Source organism: Nocardioides sp., from assembly GCF_047606145.1.
Taxonomy (GTDB): Bacteria; Actinomycetota; Actinomycetes; order Propionibacteriales; family Nocardioidaceae; genus Nocardioides.
Genome location: NZ_JASGET010000017.1, coordinates 1 through 23835 on the forward strand (window position 1 = coordinate 1; position 23835 = coordinate 23835).

Annotated in this window: 18 protein-coding genes and 1 tRNA gene; 13 read left to right on the forward strand and 6 right to left on the reverse strand. The window is 68.8% G+C overall.

The features are described 5' to 3' along the window. Positions 1 to 486 (reverse strand): GNAT family N-acetyltransferase (locus QM638_RS01920; RefSeq protein WP_415140242.1); only part of this gene is annotated, 486 nt, incomplete at its 3' end. 347 nt (positions 487 to 833) lie between these two features. Here QM638_RS01920 and QM638_RS01925 point away from each other — a divergent pair. The 8 genes from QM638_RS01925 to QM638_RS01960 all read left to right on the forward strand — a co-directional run bounded on the left by QM638_RS01925 (position 834) and on the right by QM638_RS01960 (position 8590). After that, a complete protein-coding gene (locus tag QM638_RS01925; RefSeq protein WP_415140243.1) occupies positions 834 to 1658 on the forward strand; it encodes an ABC transporter substrate-binding protein in 825 nt (274 codons plus the stop codon). Positions 1659 to 1671: 13 nt separating this feature from the next. Further along, positions 1672 to 2478, forward strand: coding sequence for an amino acid ABC transporter permease (locus tag QM638_RS01930; RefSeq protein ID WP_415140244.1), 807 nt, complete (start codon positions 1672 to 1674; stop codon positions 2476 to 2478). Next, on the forward strand, positions 2475 to 3245 hold the full coding sequence (locus QM638_RS01935) for an amino acid ABC transporter ATP-binding protein (RefSeq protein ID WP_415140245.1): 771 nt from the start codon (positions 2475 to 2477) through the stop codon (positions 3243 to 3245). The genes QM638_RS01930 and QM638_RS01935 overlap by 4 nt, the downstream gene beginning before the upstream one ends. A gap of 216 nt (positions 3246 to 3461) precedes the next feature. After that, positions 3462 to 4694: a branched-chain amino acid ABC transporter substrate-binding protein gene (locus tag QM638_RS01940; protein ID WP_415140246.1), complete on the forward strand. Its 1233-nt coding sequence runs from the start codon at positions 3462 to 3464 to the stop codon at positions 4692 to 4694. Between the two features lie 177 nt (positions 4695 to 4871). Beyond that, complete coding sequence (locus QM638_RS01945; RefSeq protein ID WP_415140280.1) at positions 4872 to 5810, forward strand: branched-chain amino acid ABC transporter permease; 939 nt, start codon at positions 4872 to 4874, stop codon at positions 5808 to 5810. Then, complete coding sequence (locus QM638_RS01950; RefSeq protein WP_415140247.1) at positions 5807 to 6997, forward strand: branched-chain amino acid ABC transporter permease; 1191 nt, start codon at positions 5807 to 5809, stop codon at positions 6995 to 6997. Before QM638_RS01945 ends, QM638_RS01950 begins: the two co-directional genes overlap by 4 nt. After that, positions 6994 to 7890 carry an ABC transporter ATP-binding protein gene (locus tag QM638_RS01955; RefSeq protein ID WP_415140248.1) on the forward strand — a complete coding sequence of 299 codons (897 nt, stop codon included), beginning with the start codon at positions 6994 to 6996 and terminating at the stop codon, positions 7888 to 7890. Before QM638_RS01950 ends, QM638_RS01955 begins: the two co-directional genes overlap by 4 nt. After that, entirely contained in the window at positions 7883 to 8590 is a 708-nt protein-coding gene (locus QM638_RS01960) for an ABC transporter ATP-binding protein (protein WP_415140281.1), read from the forward strand. The genes QM638_RS01955 and QM638_RS01960 overlap by 8 nt, the downstream gene beginning before the upstream one ends. A gap of 55 nt (positions 8591 to 8645) precedes the next feature. Here QM638_RS01960 and QM638_RS01965 read toward each other — a convergent pair whose 3' ends face one another. Beyond that, on the reverse strand, positions 8646 to 9296 hold the full coding sequence (locus tag QM638_RS01965; protein ID WP_415140249.1) for an ANTAR domain-containing response regulator: 651 nt from the start codon (positions 9294 to 9296) through the stop codon (positions 8646 to 8648). Positions 9297 to 9370: 74 nt separating this feature from the next. Between QM638_RS01965 and QM638_RS01970 the strand changes: the two genes are divergently transcribed. Continuing rightward, positions 9371 to 9454: transfer RNA gene (locus QM638_RS01970), tRNA-Leu, on the forward strand. 495 nt (positions 9455 to 9949) lie between these two features. Here QM638_RS01970 and pyk read toward each other — a convergent pair. Then, complete coding sequence (gene pyk / locus QM638_RS01975) at positions 9950 to 11413, reverse strand: pyruvate kinase (RefSeq protein ID WP_415140250.1); 1464 nt, start codon at positions 11411 to 11413, stop codon at positions 9950 to 9952. Positions 11414 to 11767: 354 nt separating this feature from the next. On the opposite strand from pyk, the gene QM638_RS01980 reads away from it, so the two are divergent. Continuing rightward, positions 11768 to 13696: a hypothetical protein gene (locus QM638_RS01980; RefSeq protein ID WP_415140251.1), complete on the forward strand. Its 1929-nt coding sequence runs from the start codon at positions 11768 to 11770 to the stop codon at positions 13694 to 13696. A gap of 234 nt (positions 13697 to 13930) precedes the next feature. On the opposite strand, the gene QM638_RS01985 is transcribed toward QM638_RS01980, so the two are convergent. The 3 genes from QM638_RS01985 to QM638_RS01995 form a co-directional block, all read right to left on the reverse strand. Beyond that, positions 13931 to 15397: a glutamate synthase subunit beta gene (locus tag QM638_RS01985; RefSeq protein WP_415140252.1), complete on the reverse strand. Its 1467-nt coding sequence runs from the start codon at positions 15395 to 15397 to the stop codon at positions 13931 to 13933. 95 nt (positions 15398 to 15492) lie between these two features. Continuing rightward, positions 15493 to 20049: a glutamate synthase large subunit gene (gltB, locus tag QM638_RS01990; RefSeq protein WP_415140253.1), complete on the reverse strand. Its 4557-nt coding sequence runs from the start codon at positions 20047 to 20049 to the stop codon at positions 15493 to 15495. 310 nt (positions 20050 to 20359) lie between these two features. Further along, the gene (locus tag QM638_RS01995) at positions 20360 to 21673 is read right to left on the reverse strand and encodes an MFS transporter (RefSeq protein ID WP_415140254.1); all 1314 of its coding nucleotides are present in this window, start codon (positions 21671 to 21673) and stop codon (positions 20360 to 20362) included. A gap of 89 nt (positions 21674 to 21762) precedes the next feature. Here QM638_RS01995 and QM638_RS02000 point away from each other — a divergent pair, with 89 nt between their 5' ends. The 3 genes from QM638_RS02000 to QM638_RS02010 all read left to right on the forward strand — a co-directional run bounded on the left by QM638_RS02000 (position 21763) and on the right by QM638_RS02010 (position 23835). Next, complete coding sequence (locus QM638_RS02000; RefSeq protein ID WP_415140255.1) at positions 21763 to 22269, forward strand: MarR family winged helix-turn-helix transcriptional regulator; 507 nt, start codon at positions 21763 to 21765, stop codon at positions 22267 to 22269. Between the two features lie 127 nt (positions 22270 to 22396). Next, positions 22397 to 22972 carry a DUF6318 family protein gene (locus QM638_RS02005; RefSeq protein WP_415140256.1) on the forward strand — a complete coding sequence of 192 codons (576 nt, stop codon included), beginning with the start codon at positions 22397 to 22399 and terminating at the stop codon, positions 22970 to 22972. A gap of 377 nt (positions 22973 to 23349) precedes the next feature. Beyond that, positions 23350 to 23835, forward strand: a complete 486-nt coding sequence (locus tag QM638_RS02010) for a hypothetical protein (protein ID WP_415140257.1) — start codon at positions 23350 to 23352, stop codon at positions 23833 to 23835.

Below are 23835 nucleotides of genomic sequence, written 5' to 3' on the forward strand. Positions count from 1 at the left end.
CGGGCGCGAGGCGGTCAGCCGGCCGCGCACGGTGGCGGTCGGCGCCTGCCGCAGCGTCGCCTGTGGCCCGAAGCCGAGCCGGGCGAGGAAGCGGTTGCCGTCCCGCGAGCCGGCGAGCGCGGCGGAGCTCACTGTCGGGATGCCGAGCTCCTCGGCGAAGGCCACCGCGGCGTCCATCAGCGCCCGGCCGACGCCATGTCGGCGCATCGGTGGGACCACGTGCGGAGCGATGATCTGCAGCGCCGGCTCGAGGTTGAGCGGTCCGAAGGTGGTCGCCCGTAGGAAGACCGCTCCCGCGGGCACGCCGTCGTACTCGGCGATCAGCAGGCGCTGCTCCGGCGACCCGGCGGCCGTCTTGACGATGAGCTCCAGGTCGATGACCTGATCGGCGGCGTCGGCCCGGCGCAGACTGTCCTGCCACAGGCCCTGCAGGAACCGGGTGTCGCCGAGATGTGCCTCTCGCATCGTCACGGCGGTGCGACTCATCGACCGATCCCGCCGTACGTCGGCAACCTCACTGCGACCTCCCTGTGCTCGGCCCTGGTGGCGCGTTCTCAACGAGCGCTGGATCGATCCTGAACCGGCATCATCTCGATGGAAACAACGCCCAATCAGGACTCCGGCCACCGATTCGGTGGCCGCATCGGCGTCAGCGTACGCCGCCCAGCGGCCATGGTATAGCCGTCAACCACTTCGTTCACCATGTTGTCAGGCAAAGTCTGCCGTTGCCCGCGGGGCTGCAGGTTACGGAAGAGTTTCCATCTCTTAACCATGGTGATCCAGGCCGCGCGACGGGGTTCCACCGGCCTGCGAGGGGTCTAGAGTGCGCAAGCATGATGAAGCGCTCTCTGGTCGCCGTGGCCTCCGCCGCCCTGCTCTGTCTGCCCCTCGCCGCCTGCGGCGGCTCCGATGACACCGCCAGCGATTCCGGCAGCGGGTCGGGCGCCAGCTCGGGCGCGTCCTCCTCGCTCGACCTGGTCAAGTCCGGCACGCTGACGGTCTGCAGCGACGTGCCGTATGCACCGTTCGAGGACTTCGACAAGAGCTCCGCCACCGGGTTCAAGGGCTTCGACGTCGACATCGTCTCCCAGATCGCGAAGGGTCTCGGGCTCAAGCTGGTGATCAGCGACCAGGACTTCGACGGCCTGCAGAGCGGGCTGACGCTCAACGCCGGCACTTGCGACCTGGTCGCCAGCGCGTTGACCATCACCGACGACCGGAAGAAGAACCTCGAGTTCTCCGAGGGCTACTACGACTCCGAGCAGTCGCTGCTCGTCCCGGACGGCTCCTCGATCACCTCCATCGACGACCTGGACGGCAAGAAGGTGGGCGTCCAGCAGGGCACCACCGGCAAGGACTACGCCACCGAGCACGCCTCCGGCGCCTCGATCGTGAGCTTCCCCAGCGACGCGGAGGAGTTCTCCGCACTCAAGGCCGGCCAGGTCGACGCGCTGCTCCAGGACCTGCCGGTGAACCTGACCCACCAGCAGGCGGGGGGCTACCAGATCGTGCAGAAGTTCGACACCAACGAGGAGTACGGGCTGGCCGCGAAGAAGGGCAACACCGCGCTGATCGACGCGGTCGACGAACAGCTCGACGCGATGAAGTCGGACGGGACCTACAAGAAGCTCTACAACACCTACTTCAAGGTCAGCTGAGCCGCCACCACCGATGAGCATGCAACTGACGGTGCGCCAGCGGCGCCTGGCGCGCCAGCTGGTCCTCTACGTCGTCCTGATCGCGGTGTTGGCGTGGGTCGTCGCCTCCGTCGACTGGACGAAGGTGCAGCAGACGTTCTTCAACGTCGACGGTCTCAAGCACAACTGGCACGACCTGATCCTCACCGGCGTGAAGAACACCATCATCTGCACCGCGGCCGCCTTCGTCGGCGGGCTGGCGTTCGCGATCGTGCTGGCGCTGATGAAGCTCTCCGACGTCGCCGTGTATCGCTGGCTGGCGACCGGCTACATCGAGTTGTTCCGCGGACTGCCGGCTCTGGTGACGATCCTGCTCGTCGGCTTCGGCGTTCCGATCGCGTTCGGCTGGACCCCGCCCGGCGGCGGCCTCGGCTCCGGCGCGGTGGGACTGATCCTGGTGGCGGCCGCCTATATGGCCGAGACTCTCAGGGCGGGGATCCAGGCGGTCCCCAAGGGCCAGACCGAGGCCGCGCGGTCGCTCGGGATGAGTCCGACGAAGACGATGGTCTCGATCGTGCTGCCCCAGGCGTTCCGGGTGATCATCCCGCCGCTGACCAACGAGTTGGTGCTGCTGATCAAGGACACCTCGCTGATCGCCGTGCTGGGCTCCACCGTGAACGGTCGTGAGCTGACGAACGTCGCCCGGGACATGCTCACCAGCGGCCCCTCCAGCGGGACCTCCACCAGCCTCATCATGGCCGCCTTCCTCTACCTGGCGATCACCCTGCCGCTTACCCAGCTGGTCGCCTGGCTCGAGCGCCGACAGAGGAGAGCACGATGACGAACCCCGCTACCCAGACCTGGGGTGGGACGGCCGGCGTACCTGCGATCGACGTACGCGATCTGCACAAGTCCTTCGGCAGCCACGAGGTGCTCACCGGGATCGACTTCCGGGTCGCGCTCGGCGAGGTGGTCTGCGTGATCGGCCCGTCCGGGTCGGGCAAGTCGACCCTGTTGCGCTGCATCAACCGGCTGGAGGACCCGACCTCGGGACAGATCCTCATCGAGGGGGTCGATGTCACCCACCCCGACGCCGAGCTGGATCAGATCCGGACCAGGATCGGGATGGTCTTCCAGCAGTTCAACCTGTTCCCGCACATGACGGTGCTGCGCAATCTGTGCATCGCCCAACAGCGGGTCAAGAGGCGCTCCAAGGCCGAGGCCGTCGAGATCGCCCGGGCCAACCTGGTCAAGGTCGGCCTCGCGGAGAAGGAGGACGCCTACCCCGCACACCTCTCCGGCGGGCAGCAGCAACGCGTCGCCATCGCCCGCGCGCTGTCGATGGACCCCGACATGATGCTCTTCGACGAGCCCACCTCCGCGCTGGACCCAGAGCTGGTGGGCGACGTGCTCGCCATCATGCGCGAGCTCGCCGCCGAGGGGATGACCATGATGGTCGTGACCCACGAGATGGGCTTCGCCCGAGAGGTCGGCGACCGGCTGGTCTTCATGGACGGCGGCGTGATCGTCGAGGAGGGCGACCCCCGGAGCGTGCTCGCCGAGCCGCGTCACGAGCGCACGAAGGCATTCCTGTCGAAGGTGCTCTGAGCCGGATGCCGTCGTTCGCGGCCCGGAGGGTCACCGCGATATTTCGACACATCGCGCTTTGTGACGACTCGGCGACAATCCGGCCGGTCGCCTTGACAGGCCCACCACAGCGGCGAATGCTCCCCCACACCGGTACGCGTGGCCTGTCGGCCGCGGTGCCGTGGCCCACCATCCGATCCCCGGAGCCGAGCTCTGGGGCTGACACACGGAGACCAGATGCGCCCAACCATCAAGCTCGCGGCTGCGGTCGGCGCCGTCGCGCTCGTCGCAGCGGCATGCGGCACGGCCGCGACGGACAGCGACTCCAGCGGAGGTAGCAGCGGCGGCACCAGCAGCAGCGGCCTCAACGACCTTGCCGTCGAGACGAGCGTCACCGTGCCCAAGGACGCCGCCGACCCGGCCGGTGACGGCAAGGCCACCTGCGACTCGTCGACCACGCTCGCCTACATCGGCGCCGAGACCGGTCCGAACGCCCAGCTCGGCATCAACATCTACAACGGCGTGCAGCAGGCCATCACCGAGCACAACAAGAACAACCCGAACTGCCAGGTCCAGTTCAAGAAGTACGACACCGAGGGCGACCCGAACAAGGCCACCGGGCCGGTCACCCAAGCCACCAACGACAGCGACATCATCGGTGTCGTCGGGCTGCCGTTCTCCGGCGAGTCGCAGGCCACCGGCAACATCTTCGAGCAGGCCGGCCTGGTGCACATCACGCCGTCGGCCACCAACCCGGAGCTCACCCAGAACGGCTGGAAGACCTTCTTCCGGGCGCTGGGCAACGACAACGTGCAGGGTCCCGCGGTGGCAGACCTGGCCGACAAGCTCGGCGCCAAGAGCGTCTACGTCATCCAGGACGACTCCGACTACGGCATCGGACTCTCCAAGACCGCGCAGAAGGCGCTCGGCGACAAGGTCGCCGGCACCGACAAGGTGACCACCGGGCAGAAGGACTTCTCCGCGGTGGTCTCGAAGGTGATGAACGCCGATCCCGACGCGGTCTTCTACTCCGGTTACTACGCCGAGGGCGCGCCGCTGGACCAGCAGCTGGTCAACAAGGGCTACACCGGCGCCTTCATCGGTCCGGACGGGGTGAAGGACGACCAGTTCATCAAGCTGGCCGGCTCCGCGTCGAGCAACGCCTACTTCACCTGCCCCTGCCTGCCCGGTGACCTGATCCCGTCGTTCGCCAAGACCTACAAGTCGATGTTCAACGCCGAGCCGGGCACCTACTCGGTGGAGGCGTACGACGCCGCCACCGTGCTGCTCAAGGGCATCGACGCCGGCGACACCACCCGCGCGAAGCTGCTCAGCTACGTGACCGACTACAACGGCCAGGGCCTCAGCAAGAAGCTGAAGTGGGACTCGACCGGCGAGCTCGCCGAGACGCCCGTCTTCGGCTACAAGGTCCAGGACGGCAAGATCGTCTCCGTCGGCTCCATCGGCTGACCGCCGGACCAGTCATCACGGGGAAGGGGATCGTCCACGTACCGGGCGATCCCCTTCCCCTCGCTCGGCCACCGTCGCACTGCGATAAGTGAGGAACGGCTTGTGATACTCCCCCTCGTCGACAGCAACCAATGGATCAGCCTGGACTGGGGTTCGCTCGGTCAGAACTTCTGGAGCGTGACGGTCGACGGGCTGACCTTCGGCTCGATCTACGCGCTCGTCGCGCTCGGCTACACCCTCGTCTACGGCGTGCTGAACCTGATCAACTTCGCCCACTCCGAGGTGTTCATCGCCGGTGCCTACGCCTGCGTGTTCACCCTCAGCGCACTCGGCTTCGGGCCCTCGCTGCTCTCCATGCCGCTGTATCAGCTGATCGGCTGTCTGCTGGCCGCCGCGGTGGCCGCGATGGCCACCTCGGCGGCGGTCGCGTTCCTCCTGGAACGTGCCGCCTACAAGCCGCTGCGAACGCGTAACGCCTCACGGCTCTCGTTCCTGATCACCGCGATCGGTGCCTCGTTCGCCATCCAGTACCTGATCTACCTGTGGCGCGGCGCGAGCGCCGAGTCCGCGATCGTGATGTTCAAGCCCGAACAGGTCAAGATCCTCGGCTGGTACGCCAGTGTCTTCGGCACGCCGATCTACAACTACCAGGTGATCATCGTGGTGGCGGCGGTGGCGATGATGGTCATCGTCGACCAGTTCGTCCGTCGTTCCCGGCTGGGTCGCGGCATCCGCGCGGTGGCGCAGGATCCCGACACCGCCACCCTGATGGGTGTCGACCGGGAGCGGATCATCGTCACCACCTTCATCATCGGCGGCCTGCTGGCCGGGGCCGCCGCCGTCTTCTACGTCATGCAGGTCCCCTCCGGGGTGATCTACAACGGCGGCTTCATCCTCGGCATCAAGGCCTTCACCGCCGCGGTGCTCGGCGGCATCGGCAACATTCGCGGTGCCCTGGTCGGCGGCCTGCTGCTCGGCCTGATCGGCAACTACGGCCAGATCCTGCTGGGTGACTCGCAGTGGACCGACGTGGTCAGCTTCGTCGTCCTGGTGCTGATCCTGATGGTGCGACCGACCGGTCTGCTGGGCTCCGATCTCGGAAAGGCACGCGCATGACGACCCCACCGGGCAGCGGCACCGACCAGGAGCACCTGGATCAGCTCGCCGCACGCGCCACCTCCCCCTCGCGCTTCGCCGGACTGTCGAGCTGGTGGGAGTCCCAGCCGCGCACCCGGCAGTGGCTCTACCTCTCGCCGATCGTGGTGGTGCTCTTCTTCCTGCCGGTCATCAATCCTCCGCTGATCACCACCGAGCCCGGCAACGACTGGCCGCTGGCCTGCTTCGACATGGCCCGCTTCGCCCTGGTCGCGCTCGGCCTGAACGTGGTGGTGGGGATGGCGGGCCTGCTCGACCTCGGGTACGTCGGCTTCTTCGCGGTCGGCTCCTACGTGGCCGCGCTGTGGACGAGTCCGGACTCCTCGATGGTGCACATCCCCTACCTGTGGACGCTGCCGCTGGCCATGGTCGTCACCGTGGTCTTCGGCGTGGCGCTCGGCATCCCGACGCTGCGGCTGCGCGGCGACTATCTGGCGATCGTCACGCTCGGGTTCGGCGAGATCATCCGACTGCTGGCCACCATCATCCCGGCCATGCGCGGGCAGCAGGGCTTCAAGGAGGTCGGCAGCCCACCGGGGTCCTGCGACGGCAAGGCCTGGCTCTGCGACGGCAGCGACTCCGGCTCGTTGTTCACCAACTCGCACGGTACGCCGTGGTACATGCTCACGGTCGTCATCATCGTGCTGGTGATGATGCTGCTCGGCAATGTCGAGCGCAGCCGCGTCGGTCGCGCCTGGATCGCCATCCGAGAGGACGAGGACGCGGCCGAGATCATGGGAGTGCCGACCTTCAAGTTCAAGATCTGGGCGTTCGCCACCGGTGCGGCGATCGGCGGGCTGTCGGGCGCGCTCTTCGCCGGAGAGGTCGGGTTCGTGAACAACCAGAAGTTCGACGTGGTGACCTCGGTGCTCTTCCTCTGCGCGGTGATCCTGGGCGGCTCGGGCAACAAGGTCGGCGTGATCATCGGGGGCGCGCTGATCTCCTACATCCCGCTGCGGTTCACCTCGATCGCCGACTACAAGTATCTGATCTTCGGCGTCGCGCTGGTGCTGCTGATGATCTTCCGTCCCCAGGGCCTGATCGGGGCCAAGTCGCATCTGCTCAAGTTCGGGCGGCGAGCCCGGGCCATGGTGGCCGAGCTGTCGCAGCGACGTACCACCGAGAAGGCCGAGGAGGTCCCATCGTGAGCGAGACTCCCCCACCGGAGTTCCTCGACAAGGTCGAGCCGGACGCCCCGCCCCCGCTCGACTCGGAGGTGGCCGAGAAGGCCGCGCCGGAGCGCGAGATCCACGTCGAGGTCGGCGAGACGCTGGTCGAGATCGAGAACCTGTCGGTCACCTTCGGCGGACTGACCGCACTCGACTCGGTCAGCTTCGAGATCAGGCGCGGCGAGATCCTCGGCCTGATCGGGCCGAACGGCGCCGGCAAGACGACCTGCTTCAACGCCATGACCGGCGTCTACCGTCCCTCCGGAGGCGACGTCCGGCTGGAGGGGAGGTCCCTGGTCCGGAAGAAGCAGCACACCATCACCCGGATGGGACTCGCCCGCACGTTCCAGAACATCCGACTGTGGGGCGAGATGACCGCCCTGGAGAACGTGGCCGTCGGCCTCGACACCCGACACCGGACCAGCCTGTTCGGCGCCATGCTCGGGCTGCCGCGGTACCAGCGTGAGGAGAAGACGACCATCGATCGTGGGATGGCGCTGCTCGACTTCGTCGGCATCGCCGACGCCGCGATGACCAAGGCGAGCGCGCTCCCCTATGGCCACCAGCGTCGCCTGGAGATCGCTCGAGCACTGGCGACCGATCCCAAGCTGCTCTGTCTCGACGAGCCGGCGGCCGGGTTCAACCCCGCCGAGAAGGACAACCTGATGGAGCTCATCCGCACCATCAGGGACGACGGCTACACGGTCCTGCTCATCGAGCACGACATGCGGCTGGTGATGGGCGTGACCGACCGGATCGTCGTACTGGAGTTCGGGAAGCTGCTCGCCGAGGGCACGCCCGCGGAGATCCGGGACAACCCGGCCGTCATCTCCGCCTACCTGGGAGAGGAGGCCGACGGTGGCGCTGCTTGAGATCACCGACATGTCGGTCCACTACGGCCGGATCCAGGCCATCGAGAGCCTGTCGATCACCGTGGACGAGGGCGAGATCGTCACCCTGATCGGAGCCAACGGCGCCGGCAAGACCAGCACGATGCGGGCGATCGCCGGCCTGTTGAGCCTGTCGCACGGGTCGATCCGGCTCGAGGGCGAGGACATCACCAAGCTCAAGGGCCACAAGCGCGTGGAGCGCGGGATCTCACTCGCGCCGGAGGGGCGCGGCATCTTCCCGGCGATGACGGTGATGGAGAACCTCGACATGGGCGCCTACGGCCGCAAGGACAGGGCCGGCATCGCTGAGGATCTCGACCGCGTCTTCGACCTGTTCCCGCGGGTCAAGGAGCGGCTCAAGCAGAAGGGCGGCACCATGTCCGGTGGGGAGCAGCAGATGCTCGCCATCGGCCGGGCCCTGATGTCACGACCGCGGATCCTGCTGCTGGACGAGCCCTCGATGGGACTCGCACCACAGTTCATCCGGCAGGTCTTCGCCATCATCAGCCAGGTCAACGAGCAGGGCACCACCGTGCTGCTGGTGGAGCAGAACGCCAACCAGGCCCTGGCTCTCGCCGACCGGGCCTACGTGCTGGAGACCGGCAAGATCACCCACTCCGGCACCGGCGGAGAGATGCTCGCCAACCCGGCCATCAAGGAGGCCTACCTCGGCGTCTCCTGAGCCGGCCGCCCTTGCGCCGCCTTGCGCCGGCCGCGCCGGCCGGCGCAAGGCGGCGCTACTCGGCCGTCTCCGCGGTGGTGCCGCTCACGCTGAGGCCGTGCTCGACGACGCCCTCGGCGACCTGACGCATCGACATCCGCAGGTCCATCGCGGTCTTCTGGATCCAGCGGAAGGAGTCGGGCTCGGAGATGCCGAGCTGGGACTGCAGGATGCCCTTCGCGCGGTCGATCGCCTTGCGCGACTCCAGCCGCTCGGTCAGCCCCGCCACCTCCCGCTCGAGCGCGGCGATCTCCTGGAACCTGCTGACCGCGAGCTCGATCGCGGGCAACAGGTCACCGATGGTGAACGGCTTGACCAGGTAGGCCATCGCGCCGGCGTCGCGGGCACGCTCGACCAGCTCGCGCTGGGAGAAGGCGGTGAGCATCACCACCGGGGCGATCCGGCCCCGGGCGATCGACTCCGCGGCGGCGATCCCGTCCAGGATCGGCATCTTGACGTCCAGGATCACCAGGTCCGGCCGGTGGGTGGTGGCGAGGTCGATGGCGGTCTGGCCGTCGCCGGCCTCGCCGACGACGTCGTACCCCTCCTCGGCCAGCATCTCCGCGAGGTCCATCCGGATCAGGACCTCGTCCTCGGCGATGACGACGGTACGGCGTGCTGAGACGCCTGAGGTGGTGGACGCGAGGCCGGCGCTGATTTCGGGCACGGTCCCAGCCTATGGCATCGAAGCCGAGGCGGTTGGGCCGACGAGGTCGGCGTCCGGTAGGTTTGGCCTGCTTGGCCGGGTTGGCGGAATCGGCAGACGCTGCGAGCTCAAACCTCGTTGCCCGAGAGGGCGTGTGGGTTCAAGTCCCACACCCGGCACACCCGGGATACCGGTTGTCAGCGGTCGGCGGAATGATCGGCACGTGCCACACGTCCGGTCCCGGTCGATCGTCGACAGCGCGCCACGCGCGTCGAGTGCGGGCGTGAGCGACGCCGACAACGCGGCAGCTCATCGGGTTGCGGTCAAGACGATCCGCCGGTGGCGTCGCCCGTACCAACGGCGGGGCTCCCACGCGGGCAAGACGCATCTCGCCGCCGTGTCCGAGGTGCGACGATGCCGACCTCACAACGGGGCGTCACGCCTGGTCGCGGGCGAACGCAGGCGCTACGAGTACGGGCGCTGGGAGTTCACCAACCGTTCCGACGACATCCGGGAGCCGTGCGCGTGGGCGCTCGACCTGGCCGGGGCCTCTCGTGGCGACGTACGAAGACGTACGAATGGAGGACCATCGCCGTGTCCCGCGCCGGGGAGGCCGCTCGCCTCGACGCCCTCATCGGCCCCGAGCAGTGAGCACCTGACGTCCGTGATCGGCGTCAGTTGCGCCGGTACGCCGGAGCCACCTCGTTGATCGCATCTCCCATCCGGTGGATCCGGAGCGCGTTGGTCGACCCGGGAATGCCCGGCGGCGACCCTGCGATGATGACCACCAGGTCGCCCTCGACCACGTGGCCGGTCTGGAGCAGCTGCTCGTCGACCTGCCGGACCATCTCGTCGGTGTGCTCGACCTCGTCGGTCTTGAACGTCTCCACGCCCCAGTTCAGGGCCAGCTGGGAGCGGACCGCGGGGAACGGCGTGAACGCGAGCACCGGGATCGGACCGCGCAGCCGGGACAGCCGACGTGCCGAGTCGCCCGAGGTGGTGAAGGCGACCAGATACTTGGCCTCCACCCGCTCGGCGACCTCCTCGGCCGCCTTCGCGATGACCCCCGACCTGGTGTGCGGGTTCCATTCGATGCTGCTCAGGTGCCCGACCCGGCTGTCGCTGGAGAAGGCATGGGTCTCGGTGGCGCTGATGATCCGAGCCATCGTCTCGACGGTGTGGATCGGATAGTCGCCCACGCTCGTCTCCGCCGAGAGCATCACCGCGTCGGCGCCGTCCAGCACCGCGTTGGCGACGTCGTTGGCCTCGGCCCGCGTCGGCGCCGGGTTGGCGACCATCGAGTCGAGCATCTGGGTGGCCACGATGACCGGCTTGGCGTTGAGCCGGGCGAGCTCGACGATCCGCTTCTGCAGGAACGGCACGTCCTCCAGCGGGCACTCCACGCCGAGGTCACCGCGGGCGACCATGAACATGTCGAAGGCGGCGATGACCTCGTCGAGGTTCTCGATCGCCTGTGGCTTCTCGATCTTGGCGATGACCGGCACCAGCCGGCCCTCCTCGCGCATGATCTTGCGCACGTCCTCGGCGTCCGAGGCGTCACGCACGAAGCTCAGCGCGACGAAGTCCACGCCCAGGCGCAGCGCGAAGCGCAGGTCGTCGGCGTCCTTCTCCGACAGCGCCGGCACCGAGACGGCCACCCCCGGCAGGTTGATGCCCTTGTGGTTGCTCACCGGGCCTCCGACCAGGACCTCGGTGACGACGTCGGTCTCGGTGACGTCGGTGACCCGGAGCCGGATCTTGCCGTCGTCGATCAGGATCGGGTCGCCGGCGTTGACGTCGCCGGGCAGCCCCTTGTACGTCGTCCCGCAGATCTCCGCGTCGCCCGGCACGTCCTGGGTGGTGATGGTCCACACCTGGCCACGGCGCAGGGTGGCGCTGCCGTCGGCGAACGTCTCCAGCCGAATCTTCGGCCCCTGCAGATCGGCGAAGATGCCGACCCCTCGGCCGCTGGCGTCGGCCGCCTCCCGTACCATCCGGTAGCGCTCGGCGTGCTCGTCCTGGCTGCCGTGGCTCATGTTGAGACGGGCGACGTCCATGCCGGCGTACACGAGCTCGCGGATCCGGCGCTCGGTCCCGACGGCCGGACCCAGGGTGCAGACGATCTTCGCTCTCCTCACGGCTCCACCCTAGCGGAGTTGAACGTTCCAAACGAGAGTCGGCCGTGCTCCCCGCCGGGCGGCCTCCGCACGACGAGGAACCTCGATCGGAGCCACGTCATCGCCGCAACCCCGCCGGTCGACCCCGGTCCGGAACGGGCGACACCGTCAAATCTTGTCTCACGACGTGGACATCTCCGCATTTCTGTCGACACTTTTCATCACCAGTGCTTGGCTGATCGTGACCGCGCTCACATCATCTCTGGCCTCGAGGTCTCGGGACAGGTGCTGTGGAGCGTGAGCAAGTGCTCTCGGAACCGCCGCTCGCATCGACGCCTCGAGGGCTTACGTCCATTAGTGTCGACAGGAGTGTCAATGTCGCAACGTCCACTCGCTCCCTCCACCGGCCACCGGTGGCGCACGCCCGTCTGGCTGGCCAGCGCCTGTCTGGTCACCGCCGGCCTCGTCTACGCCCCGGCGGCGACCGCCGCCGACGGCGACACTCTCACCATCACCGCGGACGGCTACGAACTGGACCAGACCACCGAGGTGTCCTCCCTGGTGATCGACGACGGTGGCTTCATCACCGTCCCCGATGGCGAGCGCCTGACGATCACCGTCGACGGCGTGGAGACCGCCCAGGCCTACACCTCGGCCTCGCAGCTGGAGCCCGTCCTGGTCCCCGGCACCTACCAGGGCGAGGTCGAACTGGTGCTCACCGACGCCAACGACCTGACCTGGCAGGGCGTCGCCTACCCCTTCCGGCAGGCGCTCTACGTCGGCGAGAACGGGATCGACGAATCGAAGTCGGTGACCTCCAACATCGTGGGCGGCAGCTACGACGCGAACTCGGCCGATCGGGTCCGGCTGACCTCCACCGGAGAGGGCTACAACGGCATCCTGGTGACCGACGGCGACTACGCCGTCAACGACTCCGACTTCGACTTCACCGGCAACGGCCGCTACGACTTCATCGGCATGGGCGCGGCGCTACGCGCCTCGGGCGACGACACCCGGCTCACCGTCGACCACGCGCACATCGACAACCACGGCGCCGTCCGCACCGGCATCGTCGCGACCGACGGCAGCAACCTGGTGGTGAAGGACTCCGACATCGCCACCCACGACGGCACGCTGCCCGACGACTACGTGTTCTCCGGCACCGACATGCGCCAGGCACCGTGGCTGCTGGGCATCGTCGGCAACGTCCGCGCCACCAACATGCTGGGGGCGAACACGCATGCGACCTACATCAACAGCAAGGTGTCGAGCACCGGCTGGGGCGTGTTGTCGACCGACAGCACCTCCAACAGCCAGTTGACCGCCATCGACACCACCGCCACCACCCGCGACGAGGGATACGGGTTCTACGCCGACGGCCAGAACAACGTCGCCGTGAAGTCCTACGGCAGCACCATCCGCACCAACGACTACATCGGCATCAGCACCGGTGGTGACTACTACTTCGGCGACTCCGGCCGCGCCACGGTGAAATCCCTGAACAAGGACCTCGACCTCGGCCTGACCAAGCGCGAGATCGCCAAGATCAAGGCAAAGTCGAACACGCTGCGCTCGGATCGATTCGGCTTCATGTGGCACGGCGGCAGCAATGCCAACATCAATGCCGGCACCACCACCATCGCCGGCGGCACCAAGTTGCGCACCGGCGAGACCTCGTTCCTGGACAAGGGCGACCACGTGGTGCTCAACCTCGACGGCGCCCACGGTGCCACGGTGCGCTCGGGAACCGGGGTGCTCTTCCAGTTGATGGAGGCCGACACCCAGGGCTTCAAGGGGCCGCAGACCTACTCCGATCCCACCGGCGACCCGACCAAGGATGACTCCTTCGACATCACCGCTGTGCACGATGGCGACACCGGCGACGCGATCGCCAACGTCTCCCACATGAACCTGAAGGGCGACTTCTACAACGGCCTGTTCGACACCGCGAAGAATCTGGTGGTCAACCTGGACCGGTCCTCGCTGGCCGGCGTCGTCTCGGCCAGCCGGACCAAGCACCGGGTGGACGCGGTCACCGAGGACACCTACCAGGAGGTCGGCGAGGTCGACAACACCGTGACCACGCCGGTCAACAACGGCGTGGTGGTCTCGCTTGCGCACCGATCGACCTGGACCGTCACCGGTGAGTCGCACCTGACCTCGCTCACCATGGCGAAGGGCTCACACATCGTCGGGCGCTCCGGCCGGAGCGTGACCATGACCGTGGACGGCGTCGAGACGCCGATCGCGGCCGGCCAGACCTACACCGGCGACATCGTGCTCACGCCGACGAGCGGTAACTGAGCTCGGCGCGGCCGGACGGCGGTAACGCCGTTGGGCGCCCGCCCACCATGGGCGGGCGTCCAGGCAGGTGCCGAGCGGGTCGCCGATCCCTGATGTGGACCCGGGACGACCCGGTGGTCGTTCGGTTCGACACAATCGTGCCGCCGTACGGCGAACCGCCCGGTGCCGGCCGAACGCAACGCCGACTCGGCGTACCCGAGCGTGCCGGATGCGCCGAGTCGGCGGTGGTGAGGCTCAGACCACCAGCGGCCGATCGGTGGGACGGATCGGAGCGGGCAGCGCCGTCGAGCCGGTGAGGTACTCGTCGACCGCTGCGGCGGCCGAGCGGCCCTCCGCGATCGCCCACACGATGAGCGACTGACCGCGGCCGGCGTCGCCGGCGACGAAGACGCCCGGGACGGTGGTCTCGTAGGCCGCGTCGCGCACGATGTTGCCGCGGCCGTCGAGCTCGACGCCGAGCTGCTCGACCAGTCCTTCACGCTGCGGGCCGACGAAGCCCATCGCGAACAGCACCAGGTCGGCCAGGATCTCCCGCTCGGTGCCGGGCACCTCGGCGAGCCGGCCGTCGGCGAAGGTGACCTCGACCAGCTTCAGCGCGCGGACGTTGCCGTCGGCGTCGCCGAGGAACTCCTTGGTGGAGGCGGCGTAGACCCGATCGCCGTTCTCCTCGTGGGCGGAGGAGACCCGGAAGATCATCGGGTACGTCGGCCACGGCTGGCCGGCCGGGCGATCGACCGGGGGCTCGGGCATGATCTCCAGCTGCGTCACCGAGCGCGCGCCCTGACGGGTCGCCGTGCCCAGGCAGTCGGCGCCGGTGTCGCCGCCGCCGATGATCACCACGTGCTTGCCGGTGGCGACGATCTGGTCCTCGACGCTCTCCCCGCGGGCGACCCGGTTGGCCTGCGGCAGGTACTCCATCGCCTGGTGGATCCCGGCGAGCTCGCGACCGGGCACGTCCAGGTCGCGCGGCAGGGTGGAGCCGATGGCGAGCACGACCGCGTCGTACCGGTCGCGCAGGGTCTCGCCGGTGAGGTCGACGCCGACGTCGACGCCGGTCCGGAAGACGGTGCCCTCACGCCTCATCTGGCCGAGCCGCTGGTCCACCTCCGCCTTCTCCATCTTGAACTCGGGGATGCCGTAGCGCAGCAGTCCGCCGATGGCGTCGGCCCGCTCGTAGACGGCCACGGTGTGGCCGGCCCGGGTGAGCTGCTGCGCGGCCGCCAGCCCGGCCGGGCCGGAGCCGATCACCGCGACGGCCTTGCCGGAGAGCCACTCCGGCGGCTGCGGCCGGACGTGCCCGGCCGCCCAGGCCCGGTCGATGATGGAGACCTCGACGTTCTTGATCGTCACCGGGTCCTGGTTGATGCCGAGCACGCACGCGGTCTCGCACGGTGCCGGGCAGAGCCGACCGGTGAACTCGGGGAAGTTGTTGGTCGCGTGCAGCCGCTCGGCCGCACCCTCCCAGTCGCCCCGATACACCAGGTCGTTCCACTCCGGGATGAGGTTGCCCAGCGGGCAGCCCTGATGGCAGAACGGGATGCCGCAGTCCATGCAGCGGCTGGCCTGGGTGGCGATGATGGGCAGCAGCGCCTTGCCGGGTCCTCCCGGGTAGACCTCCTGCCAGTCCCCGATGCGCTCGGCCACCGGGCGCCGCTCGGCGACCTCGCGACCGTGCTTGAGGAACCCCTTGGGGTCAGCCATGGTTCAGCTCCTTGCCAGATGGGCGGCGCAACCGGCCGCGGAGGATCGAGTACGACGAGGCGCGGGCCGTCGCCGGCGTACGCACGGGGCACTCCTCAGCCATGGAGCACCTCCATGATCCGCTGCGCGGCCTCGTCCTCGTCGAGTCCCTCCTCGAGGGCCTCCTCCTGGGCCTCCAGGACCCGCTTGTAGTCGCTCGGCATGACCTGGGTGAATCGGGCCATCGCGGCCGGCCAGTCGGCCAGCAGCGCCCCGGCCACCTCGGAACCGGTCTCCTCGTGGTGTGCCCGCACGAGTGCCTCCAGGTCGGCGGCGTGCTTGGGGTCGACCTCGGTGAGCTCGACCAGTTCCGGGTTGACCCGGTGGTGCTTGAGATCGAGCACCCACGCGATGCCACCCGACATGCCCGCCGCGAAGTTGCGCCCGGTCTTGCCGAGCACGACCACCCGGCCGCCGGTCATGTACTCGCAGCCGTGGTCCCCGACGCCCTCGGTCACCACCGACGCGCCGGAGTTGCGCACGCAGCACCGCTCCCCCACGCCCCCGCGCACGAAGATCTGCCCGGAGGTCGCGCCGTAGGCGAGGGTGTTGCCGGCGATGATGTGCCGCTCCGGCGCGAACCTCGCCTCGCGATCCGGCCGGATCGCGATCCGGCCGCCGGAGAGACCCTTGCCGACGTAGTCGTTGGCGTCGCCCTCGAGTCGGAGCGTGATCCCGCACGGCACGAACGCCCCGAAGGACTGCCCGGCCGAACCGGTGAAGGTGATGTCGATGGTGCCGTCCGGCAGCCCCTCGCCTCGGTAGCGCTTGGTCACCTCGTGGCCCAGGATCGTGCCGACGGTGCGGTTGACGTTGCGGATCGACAGCTGCGCGCGCACCGGCTCACCCCGCTCCAGCGCGGGCTCGGCCAGCGGCACGAGCTGGGTGACGTCCAGGGAGCGCTCCAGGCCGTGGTCCTGGGGCTTGGTGTGGAACAGGTCCTGGCCGGCGAACTGCTCGGGCAGCTGCGGGGTGTGGAAGACCGGCGCCAGGTCGAGACCGGCCGCCTTCCAGTGCTCGACCGCGGCCCGGGTGTCGAGCAGCTCGGCGTGGCCGACGGCCTCCTCGATGGAGCGGAACCCGAGCTCGGCGAGGAGCTCGCGGACCTCCTCGGCGATGTAGCGCATGAAGTTCACCACGTACTCGGCCTTGCCGGAGAACCGCTCGCGCAGCACCGGGTTCTGGGTGGCGACCCCGACCGGGCAGGTGTCCAGGTGGCAGACCCGCATCATGATGCAGCCCGAGACCACCAGCGGCGCGGTGGCGAAGCCGAACTCCTCCGCGCCCAACAGCGCGGCGACCACGACGTCCCGGCCGGTCTTGAGCTGACCGTCGGTCTGCACCACGATGCGGTCGCGCAGCCCGTTGAGCAGCAGCGTCTGCTGCGCCTCGGCCAGGCCGAGCTCCCAGGGCCCGCCGGCGTGCTTGAGCGAGGTGAGCGGCGAGGCACCGGTGCCGCCGTCGTGCCCGGAGATGAGTACGACGTCCGCGTGGGCCTTGCTCACCCCGGCCGCCACCGTGCCCACTCCGACCTCGGCGACCAGCTTGACGTGGATCCGCGCCGACGGGTTGGCGTTCTTCAGGTCGTGGATCAGCTGGGCGAGATCCTCGATCGAGTAGATGTCGTGGTGCGGCGGCGGCGAGATCAGCCCGACACCCGGCGTGGAGTGCCGGGTCTTGGCGACCCACGGGTAGACCTTGTGCCCGGGCAGCTGACCGCCCTCGCCGGGCTTGGCACCCTGCGCCATCTTGATCTGGATGTCGTCGGCGTTGGTCAGGTACTCGGCCGTCACGCCGAACCGGCCGGAGGCGACCTGCTTGATCGCCGACCGACGGGTCGGATCGTAGAGCCGCTCCGGGTCCTCGCCGCCCTCGCCGGTGTTCGACTTCCCGCCGAGCTGGTTCATCGCGATGGCCAGCGTCTCGTGCGCCTCGCGCGAGATCGAGCCGTACGACATCGCGCCGGTGGAGAACCGCTTGACGATCTCCTCGACCGGCTCGACCTGGTCGATCGGGATCGGCGGCCGGCCGGACTCGTCGACACCCTTGAACCGGAACAGCCCGCGCAGCGTCATCAGACGCGTCGACTGCTCGTTCACCCGGGCGGTGTACTGCTTGAAGATGTCGTAGCGACCGGCCCGGGTGGCGTGCTGCAGCCGGAAGACGGTCTCGGGGTCGAACAGGTGCGGCTCGCCCTCGCGCCGCCACTGGTACTCCCCGCCGATCGGCAGCTCCCGGTGCGCCGGCGCCACGCCGTCGCGCGGGTAGGCGGTGGCGTGCCGCTTGGCGACCTCCTCGGCGATCACGTCGAGACCGACGCCGCCGAGCTTGGAGGTGGTGCCGGTGAAGTAGGTGTCGATCACCTCGGCGGACAGCCCGACGCACTCGAAGATCTGGGCGCCGGTGTAGGAGGCGACGGTGGACACGCCGATCTTCGACATCACCTTCAGCACGCCCTTGCCGAGCGCCTTGATGGCGTTCGCCATCGCCTTCTCCGGCTCCGCGGAGACGTAGTAGCCCTCGTAGGCGAGATCCTCCACAGACTCGATCGCCAGATACGGGTTGACCGCCGCCGCGCCGTAGCCGATGAGCAGGGCCACGTGGTGCACCTCGCGCACGTCGCCCGCCTCGATGAGCAGCCCCACCTGGCTGCGGGTCTTCTCCCGGACCAGGTGGTGGTGGACGGCCGCGGTGAGCAGCAGCGACGGGATCGGCGCGAGCTCCTGGGTGGAGTGCCGGTCGGAGAGCACGATGATCCGGGCGCCGTCGGCGATCGCGGCCGACACCTCGCCGCAGATCTCGTCGAGTCGCGCCGCCATCGCCTGGCCACCGCCCTGGACGTCGTACAGACCGCGAGAGACGTGGACGGCGAACCCGGGCATGTCACCCTCGTGGTTGACGTGCCGGATCTTGGCGAGGTCGTCGTTGGAGATCACCGGGAACGGCAGCACGATCTGACGACACGACGCCGGCGTGGGGTGCAGCAGGTTCGCCTCCGGCCCGATGGTGCCGAACAGCGAGGTGACCAGCTCCTCGCGGATCGCGTCCAGTGGCGGATTGGTGACCTGGGCGAACAGCTGGCTGAAGTAGTCGAAGAGCATCCGCGGCTTGGCGCTGAGCGCGGCGATCGGCGAGTCGGTGCCCATCGAGCCGATCGGCTCGGCGCCGGTGTTCCCCATCGGCGCGAGCAGCACCCGCAGGTCCTCCTCGGTGTAGCCGAAGACCTGCTGGCGCCGGGTGACCGAGGCGTGGGTGTGCACGATGTGCTCGCGCTCGGGGATGTCGGCCAGGTGCACCAGGCCGGCGTGCAGCCACTCGCCGTACGGCTGCTCGTCGGCCAGCCGGGACTTGATCTCGTCGTCCTCGATGATGCGGTGCTCGACGGTGTCGACCAGGAACATCCGGCCCGGCTGCACCCGGCCCTTGCGGATCACCGTGGCCGGATCGATGTCATCGAGCACCCCGGCCTCGGAGGCGAGCACGACGAGCCCGTCGTCGGTCACCCAGAATCGCGAGGGCCGCAGGCCGTTGCGATCGAGTACGGCGCCCACCTGGCTGCCGTCGGTGAAGACGACCGACGCGGGGCCGTCCCAGGGCTCCATCAGGCTGGCGTGGAACTCGTAGAACGACCGCAGCTTGGGGTCCATCTCGGTGTGGTTCTCCCAGGCCTCCGGGATCATCATCAGCACCGCGTGCGGGAGGCTGCGACCACCGAGGTGGAGCAGCTCGAGCACCTCGTCGAACGAGGCCGAGTCCGAGGCACCCGGGGTGCAGATCGGATAGAGCCGCTCGAGGTCGCCCGGGATCAGGTCGGAGGCGAGCAGCGCCTCCCGGGCCCGCATCCAGTTGCGGTTGCCCATCACGGTGTTGATCTCGCCGTTGTGCGCGATGTAGCGGAACGGGTGGCTCAGCGGCCAGCTCGGGAAGGTGTTCGTGGAGAAGCGCGAGTGCACCACCGCGATCGCAGAGGCGACCCGCTCGTCGGTCAGGTCGGGGAAGACCTCGGCCAACTGGGTGGTGGTGAGCATGCCCTTGTAGATCAGGGTGCGGCTGGACAGCGACGGGAAGTAGACGTCGGTCTCCCGCTCGGCGCGCTTGCGCAGGCAGAACGCCATCCGCTCCAACGCCATCCCGGCGACCCGCTGCTTGGCGCCGGCGACGAAGAGCTGCCGGAAGGTCGGCATCACCGCGCGCGCGGTGGCGCCCAGGGTGTCCGGGACGACCGGGACATCGCGCCAGCCGAGCACCTCCAGGCCCTCCTCGGTGGCGAGCTCCTCGATCTGCTTGACGCTCGCCTCGACCGCGTCGGCATCGCCGGGCAGGAAGGCGGTCCCGACGGCATAGGAACGCTCGCTGGGCAGCTCGAAGTCCACCACGGCGCGCAGGAACGCGTCCGGGACGCCGATCAGGATGCCGGCACCATCACCGGAGTTCGTCTCCGCGCCAGCGGCGCCGCGGTGGTCCAGGTTGAGCAGGGCACGGACGCCCTGCTGGACGATCTTGTGGGTCGGCTCACCGGTCAGGCTGGCGACGAAGGCGACACCGCAGGCGTCCTTCTCGAACCGCGGATCGTAGAGGCCCTGGGCCGCGGGGTAGGAGTGCTCGTAGGGCACCGTGGTCTCCCGTCATCTGTCCATGCACGGCGCACTCGTGAAGACCAGCGGCAGGACCGCCGGCTCCATAGGGTTCGCGCCGTACCGTTTGGCAAAGGCAGGTTGCAGGGGACGGCATTGGCCCTAGCTGTGACGAAACGTTACCAGCATGTGACACGGCTGAGCCACGCAGGCGCCGTTCATGGACATCGGGCACGACACCGGGCAGGAGATCGGGCACCCACGCGGCCCGGACACGGCATGGATCCGGCCCGGACAGGAGCACGGACCCGGCACGATGCTATGACGAGCCGGCCGCGGGTTCGAGCCCTCACGCGCCGATCAGGCGGCCGGGTTCCGCGGGTCCGGGCTCCGTCTTCCCCGGCTCGCCGGAGCCGACCGCGGAGCCGACCGCTCGGCGCTCCCGCTCGACCAGTGCCCGATGCACGCGCCAGGCGGCGACGACCGCCACCGCGCTGATGGCCAGATGGAGCAACAGGAAGAGCTGACCCAGGCCGGACCCGAGCAGCACCCCGGCGAGCAGCGGCCCGACGGCGGAGAACGCGGTCTGCAGCGCGGACATCGTGCCGAGCATCTGGCCGACCATCCCGGCCGGCGCCAGCGACGCGGTCAGCGGGTTGAGCACCGGGCTGTACAGGGTCTCACCCACCGCGAAGACGGCGTACGTCGTGATGAACATGACCGACGCGATGCCGGGGGCGAGCTGCGCCACCGCCAACAACAGCCAGGACACCACCCAGACGCCGCCGACCGCCATCAGCAGCAACGGCGCGCTCCGCTTCGCGGTCAGCCGCACCACCACGACCTGCAGCACCACGACCACCAGGCAGTTCACCGCCGCCGCGGTGCCGATCACCGACGGGTCCACGTGGAGCATGGTGATGGCGTACGCCGGCAGCCCGGACTCGAACTGGGCGTAGAACCCGAGCCCGAGGGCGATGGTGACCACCATCGTCCAGCGCAGCGCGGGCTCGGCGAGGATCGCCCGTACCACGCCGGAGCGACGCTGGTTCATCACCGAGCGCGCGGCGCCGTCGCCGGTGACGAGCGTCGACTCCACCTCCGACCCTGCGGTCCGCAGCCGTCCGGCCCACCCGATCACGACCGCGGAGGCCAGGAACCCGCCGGCCGCCATCAGGAAGCCGGGGTCCAGCCCGTCGCTGCGCCCCAGGTCGACCACCAGCCCGGCGAGGAACGCCCCCGCCGCCATGCCGAGCGCCTCGGCGGTGAACTTGTAGGCGAAGATCTTGCGTCGGTCCGCGCTGTCGGACCAGCGCAGCGCCAGCACCTGCTTGGCCGGCATCGCGGCCGCCAGGCCGAGCCCGAAGACGAGCATGCCCGCCAGGAACAGCGCCGGCGTGCCCACCAGGACGAGCGAGCCCACCGCAGCCGCCCCGAGCACCTGTGCCACCACCGCGACCGCCACCGGGTTGAACCGGTCGGCCAGCCGTCCGGCCAGCGGTGCCGCCACCAGGGCGCCGACCGAGAACAACGACGCGGCACCCGTCGCCACCAGCGTGCCCCAGCCCCGGGTCTCGTTCGCGTAGGCGTACTGATAGGGCAGTACGGCGCCCCACCCGAGCGATCCGATCGCCGATGCGAGCACGAGCAGCCTCGCACGCACGGGGCACCTTCCCTTCCGAACGCCCTTCGCGTTCAAAGATTTCGACGTCGAAATATTAGCAACCGAAGAGAGCGTGGGAGAATTCCCGCATGGCACGAAGAGGCCCGAGCACGCGAGAGCTCTATCGACAGGCGGTCGAGACCTACGTCGCGGCCGGCGGCGACGAATCCGTGCAGCAGGTCATCACCGCTGTGCACAGTCTGAACAAGAAGCTCGACCAGTGGTACGCCCGCCAGCTCGCCGACCTGGACCTGACGGCCGGCGAGTGGGGTGTGATCGCCGCGCTCGCCAAGGCCGGCGATGCCCTCACCCCGAGCCAGCTGGCCGATCTGACGAGCATCGCCCCCTCCTCGATGACGCATCGACTGGACAAGCTCAGCGAACGTGGGCTGGTACGGCGTACCCCGGACGCGACGAACCGCACGCGCGTGCTCGTCGGCCTCACCGACGACGGCTGGCAGCTGTTCAGCTCCGCGATCCAGGGCTCGAACGTGGTCGAGTCCGACGTGCTGCAGGATCTCACCAACGGCGAGCGTCAGGAGCTCGCTCGCCTGCTCGAGACCGTCATCAGTCGTCTCGACGACATCGAGACCTGACCCGACACCGGTATCCACAGCCCACCGCCTCGGGGTAGCCAAGGCATCACGGCTCGGCCGATACTTCACCAGAGCTACGCCCGCGCACTTCTCGGGAGGCACAGCAATGAGGCGTACGTCGTTCTCCGTGATCGGGCTGCTGCTCGTCCTCTCGGCGCCGGTGAGCGCGTGCGGCGGCGACCCAACATCGAGCGGACCGCCGACAGCGTCCTCCGCGACGGTCTCCCCGGTGGTCGACCCCACCCCCTCCCCGCGCAGCTCGGCCCCTGCCTCCCCGCTGCCGCCCGCGATGCCGGCGGCGGCCCGCAAGCACACCCTCGTCGGCGCGAAGGCCTTCACCCGCTACTTCGTCGCCACCGCGAACTACGCGATAGCGAATCTCGACCCACCCGCGCTGGCGAAGCTCTTCCATCCGGTGTGCGCCGGATGCAAGGGAGCGCTCGCGTTCATTAGGAGCGTCAAGCGCCGCGGGGGCGACATCCGAGGGTCCACGTGGTCCATACGGTCCATCACCGGGAAGCTCTGGCTCATCAACGGCGAACAGCGCGTGGCAGTCATCCACCTCAGGTTGCATGTAGCACCCGAGACGATCGTCATCCCCGGCAAACGGGATGTCGAGCATCACGGTGGCAAGCAGGCGTCGATCATCAACCTGATGCCCACCAAGTCGGGCTGGAAGATCGCGCGGCTGGGGACGCAATGAGGTCTTGGCCGATGGTGTCAATCGCCCGAGCCTCGGTAGTCGGAGCGCTATTGATCGCCTTTGCTCTCGAGCCTCGGATTGCTTACGGCGGCGGCTCCTCTGACGCGGGAAGCGACGACACCGGTGTGTGGGTGAAGATCACCCAATTCGATAGCGGCACCTTCCGGCCGCCACGCTCGGGAGACAGCCGATCCACATCGACCGGATTCGACTACTCCTCGCCCAGTACGACCTGCGAGCTCCAGCAGGCGGGAGGCTGCGCACCGTCGACGTGCGGCGATGGAACCACCACGTCGTGGTTCCCGACCACCGACGCGAGTTCGCTGGTCTCGATGACCGCTCTCCAGGCCGGCGGCACGCCAACGTCGTGTCAGCTCATGGCAGCGAAGCACGATGAGGACGATGAGGCGATGCTGACGGTCGGCATGGTGATCGAAGCGTTCCGTCGCCTCCCGATGCCGGAGGCACCGCTGAAGATCCAACCGCCCGACGGCCGGACCCTGGTCAACTTCGACACGATCTTCTACACCACGCGCAGACCGTTCGCCCGCTCGGTGACTCTCCTCGGCCACCACATCACGTTCCACATCAGGCCCGCCCGGTACCGCTGGGTCTTCGGTGACGGCCGGACCCTCACCACGACGAAGGCGGGCGACCCGTATTCGACCCAAGCCCATCTGCCGCGCGACATCACGCATCGGTACCTGACGAAGGACACCTTTCATCCACACGTCGACGTCAGCTACACCGCGACGTACACCGTCGACGGCACCGGCGGTCGCCGCATCGACGGCACCGTCACCATCCCGGGCACTCCCCAGCGGCTCGTCTCCCTGACCGCCACCCCGCATCTCGACGGGTGA

Bases quoted from the DNA above. Each gene is read 5' to 3' on its own strand.
- QM638_RS01930 (WP_415140244.1), top strand. From the start codon at position 1,672: ATGAGCATGCAACTGACGGTGCGCCAGCGGCGCCTGGCGCGCCAGCTG.
- QM638_RS01935 (WP_415140245.1), top strand. From the start codon at position 2,475: ATGACGAACCCCGCTACCCAGACCTGGGGTGGGACGGCCGGCGTACCT.
- QM638_RS01985 (WP_415140252.1), bottom strand. From the start codon at position 15,397: ATGGCTGACCCCAAGGGGTTCCTCAAGCACGGTCGCGAGGTCGCCGAG.
- QM638_RS02000 (WP_415140255.1), top strand. From the start codon at position 21,763: ATGGCACGAAGAGGCCCGAGCACGCGAGAGCTCTATCGACAGGCGGTC.
- QM638_RS02010 (WP_415140257.1), top strand. From the start codon at position 23,350: ATGGCAGCGAAGCACGATGAGGACGATGAGGCGATGCTGACGGTCGGC.
- QM638_RS01940 (WP_415140246.1), top strand. From the start codon at position 3,462: ATGCGCCCAACCATCAAGCTCGCGGCTGCGGTCGGCGCCGTCGCGCTC.
- QM638_RS01925 (WP_415140243.1), top strand. From the start codon at position 834: ATGATGAAGCGCTCTCTGGTCGCCGTGGCCTCCGCCGCCCTGCTCTGT.
- QM638_RS01950 (WP_415140247.1), top strand. From the start codon at position 5,807: ATGACGACCCCACCGGGCAGCGGCACCGACCAGGAGCACCTGGATCAG.
- QM638_RS01980 (WP_415140251.1), top strand. From the start codon at position 11,768: ATGTCGCAACGTCCACTCGCTCCCTCCACCGGCCACCGGTGGCGCACG.